This window comes from Aureibaculum koreense (genome assembly GCF_034296135.1).
Taxonomy (GTDB): Bacteria; Bacteroidota; Bacteroidia; order Flavobacteriales; family Flavobacteriaceae; genus Aureibaculum.
In genome coordinates this window covers 1-2,637 of the sequence record NZ_JAXKVV010000045.1, presented here as the reverse complement: position 1 = coordinate 2,637, position 2,637 = coordinate 1, and the positions used below count along the sequence as shown (strand labels likewise).

General features: G+C 31.8%; 5 protein-coding genes. 3 read left to right on the top strand and 2 right to left on the bottom strand.

Going from position 1 to position 2,637, the window contains the following annotated elements; translation table 11 throughout:
* Positions 1–307 (top strand): hypothetical protein (locus UMM65_RS17560; RefSeq protein ID WP_321978475.1); only part of this gene is annotated, 307 nt, incomplete at its 5' end.
* 84 nt (positions 308–391) lie between these two features.
* Here UMM65_RS17560 and UMM65_RS17555 read toward each other — a convergent pair.
* Together UMM65_RS17555 and UMM65_RS17550 are read right to left on the bottom strand one after the other, a co-directional pair.
* Positions 392–535, bottom strand: coding sequence for a hypothetical protein (locus UMM65_RS17555; RefSeq protein WP_321978473.1), 144 nt, complete (start codon positions 533–535; stop codon positions 392–394).
* 130 nt (positions 536–665) lie between these two features.
* Positions 666–1,433 carry an RNA polymerase sigma factor gene (locus UMM65_RS17550; RefSeq protein ID WP_321978471.1) on the bottom strand — a complete coding sequence of 256 codons (768 nt, stop codon included), beginning with the start codon at positions 1,431–1,433 and terminating at the stop codon, positions 666–668.
* A 389-nt stretch (positions 1,434–1,822) separates the two neighbouring features.
* Between UMM65_RS17550 and UMM65_RS17545 the strand changes: the two genes are divergently transcribed.
* Together UMM65_RS17545 and UMM65_RS17540 are read left to right on the top strand one after the other, a co-directional pair.
* The gene (locus tag UMM65_RS17545; RefSeq protein ID WP_321978469.1) at positions 1,823–2,293 is read left to right on the top strand and encodes an Hsp20/alpha crystallin family protein; all 471 of its coding nucleotides are present in this window, start codon (positions 1,823–1,825) and stop codon (positions 2,291–2,293) included.
* Positions 2,294–2,353: 60 nt separating this feature from the next.
* Positions 2,354–2,637, top strand: a 284-nt coding sequence (locus UMM65_RS17540) for a patatin-like phospholipase family protein (RefSeq protein ID WP_321978467.1), incomplete at its 3' end; no start/stop codon positions are given.

Genomic DNA, 2,637 nt, shown 5'->3' with positions numbered 1-2,637 from the left:
TAACGCCACTGGTGTAATGAAAAATCCACCTGATTTTATTCATTTAGCTATTGGCTGTGTAATTATGGCATTTGCTTTTTCTACAATTTATTCAAAATGGGCTAGAGGTATTCACAGTATATCTCAAGGAGCTCAATTTGGACTTTGGGTCGGTATAATGGTAGGTTTTGGTAGTGGTATTATTGATTATGCTACCAGTAACCTTTTAGACTTTCAAGGTGCTTTGGTCAATGGTTTGATTTATGTTGTATTTAATATTATTATGGGTGTTTTGGCAGCCGTTATATACAAGGCCACATCAAAGTAAATATACCAGCTGTATGGTCTAACAAAAAAATCTTCCAATAGTTTGGAAGATTTTTTTGTTTAATATAGTTTGGTTTAATGTTAATTATATTTCCGTACTAGTTTTCAATAGCGTAAGCAATCTGGTCATCTCTTCATTCTGGTTGGTAAAAAGCAATAAAGCCAATAAGGGTAGAGCAATTAAATAGTTAACAAAATTTATACTTAGCTTGGTAATTCTTTTTTTCATTTTGGGTCGGTTTAGCGGTTGATAAATAACTAACGTAAAACTCCTCAGAAAAATTGTTTCAATTATTCAGAAAATTATTGGTAATAACTTAAAAGACCCTGTCATACTGAAAAATATATAATTTTATACATCAATCTCCATTAAATCGTTTTTCAAAACTTTTCCGAATAGCCTCTCTGGTCTTTTCAAGATATTGTTCAACTTGCCTTACTGAAAACCCTTTAATTTTAGCAATTTCTGAAGTTCCGAATTTTTGGTTTACAGATAAATCATATATAGATTTCATTGGTGCTGGCAAATGGTGCAGAATTAAATCAATATGATTATGCATTTGGTTTTGACTTAACTCGAAATTAAGTTTATCGAGCAGTGCTTCCTCAGGATTTTCTTGCACAAAAACATCATCTAAACTGTATTCCGGTTTACGATAAGAAGGATCATCAAATTCCTCTAGCATCATTAAATCGCCATCGCCATCGGTACTAAAATTCTCTTCCATTTGATCCCACTCTATTTTAGAGTATTTTTCGATATTCTTAAAATAAAATTCGTTGAACTCTTCCTGTACCAGAGTATTATCTATAAGTTCATCAGCTTTTTTGAATAACCAAGTATGCAATTCTTCAGAATTGCCCAATTCGCCAATATGTTCATAAGCCTCAATATATAAATTATTAACAAAATCTTCCGTTTTATATTTCCCTCTTGGAAGATTTCTCTTTCGAATTAAATCACCCAGTCTTTGATTTATGTAATTTCTAACATGGGGCAAAACATTTTGAATCAATTTTTTAAATTCATCCTTATCGTTATTTTCTTTTGAGCGTATCAATCCTTCAAAATTGAGCGAAGCCAAACCATAAAGTCCTTTTTTAGTGTTTTTATCTTTAGTTTCCATCTTTCTTATATTTTTATTAAACAAGTTGATGAACTGATTTGTATTTTTTTGAGTATCAGCTATACAACATAAAAATTTCAAATTCTATGCCAAATAGATAAGGAAATAATGGGTAAAAAGGTGACACTTATGTAGAAACTGACAGTCCTTTTAAATAGAAAAATTATTGTATTTTAAAGCCTAATAAAAATGAAAAAATGTCATTTTCATTGTTCCAAAATGTCATTTTGACATTCATTACTTTTGTGTATCTCAACTGTCGGATTCCATTTTTCTTAAAAAAATTTTAAATCAACTTTTCTTTTGCGTTTAACTACTATTTTGGCATTTAATTTGTACGAAATATTTCGATTATTTGAATTAATGTCTAACTTAAAATTTTTACAATTATGAGCAATTTAGCAACAATTAAAAATGGAGGTATGACAACTACAAATGGTCTTACCTTCCCGGCATGGTCATCTTGGATAGATGAAATGTTTAACAGAGAGCTTCCTTCGGTATTAAATTCCAATTTTAACACGGGGATTACGCTTCCCAAAGTTAATATAAGGGAAACCAAAGATGCTTATTTTGTTGATATGGCCGTACCTGGGTTAAAAAAGTCGGATTTTAACATTGATCTTGACAACAAGGTACTGTCTATTTCAACAGAAATTGAGGAAAGCAACGAGCAAAAAGAAGAAAATTATACTAGAAGAGAATTTGGTTATTCTTCTTTTAAACGTTCTTTCTCACTGCCCGAAACCATAGTAGAGGATAAGATAAAGGCAGAGTACAAAGATGGAGTGCTCAGCATTCATTTACCTAAAAAAGAGGAAGCTATTCAAAAACCTTCCAGAAATATTAAAATTTCTTAAACCAAATTATTGGAGGTCGGAAATACCGACCTCCATTTTTTTATTTAGTTGCAAGTGAAATTGGCAAAAAATAAAATAGAGGGCAAGGCTATTGGCCTGGTACTTTCTGGGGGTGGTGTTAAGGGAATGGCTCACATTGGTGTAATTAAAGCCCTTAAGGAACACGGAATTAATGCTGAAATAATTTCTGGGGTCAGTGCAGGTGCCTTGGTAGGTGCACTTTATGCCAATGGGTTGGATGAGAGCGATATGCTTCATTTTTTTCGGCAAACACCTTTGTTCAAATATAATTTTTTATCCATCAACAAACCTGGTCTTTTCGATACGGAAAAATACCATCATTT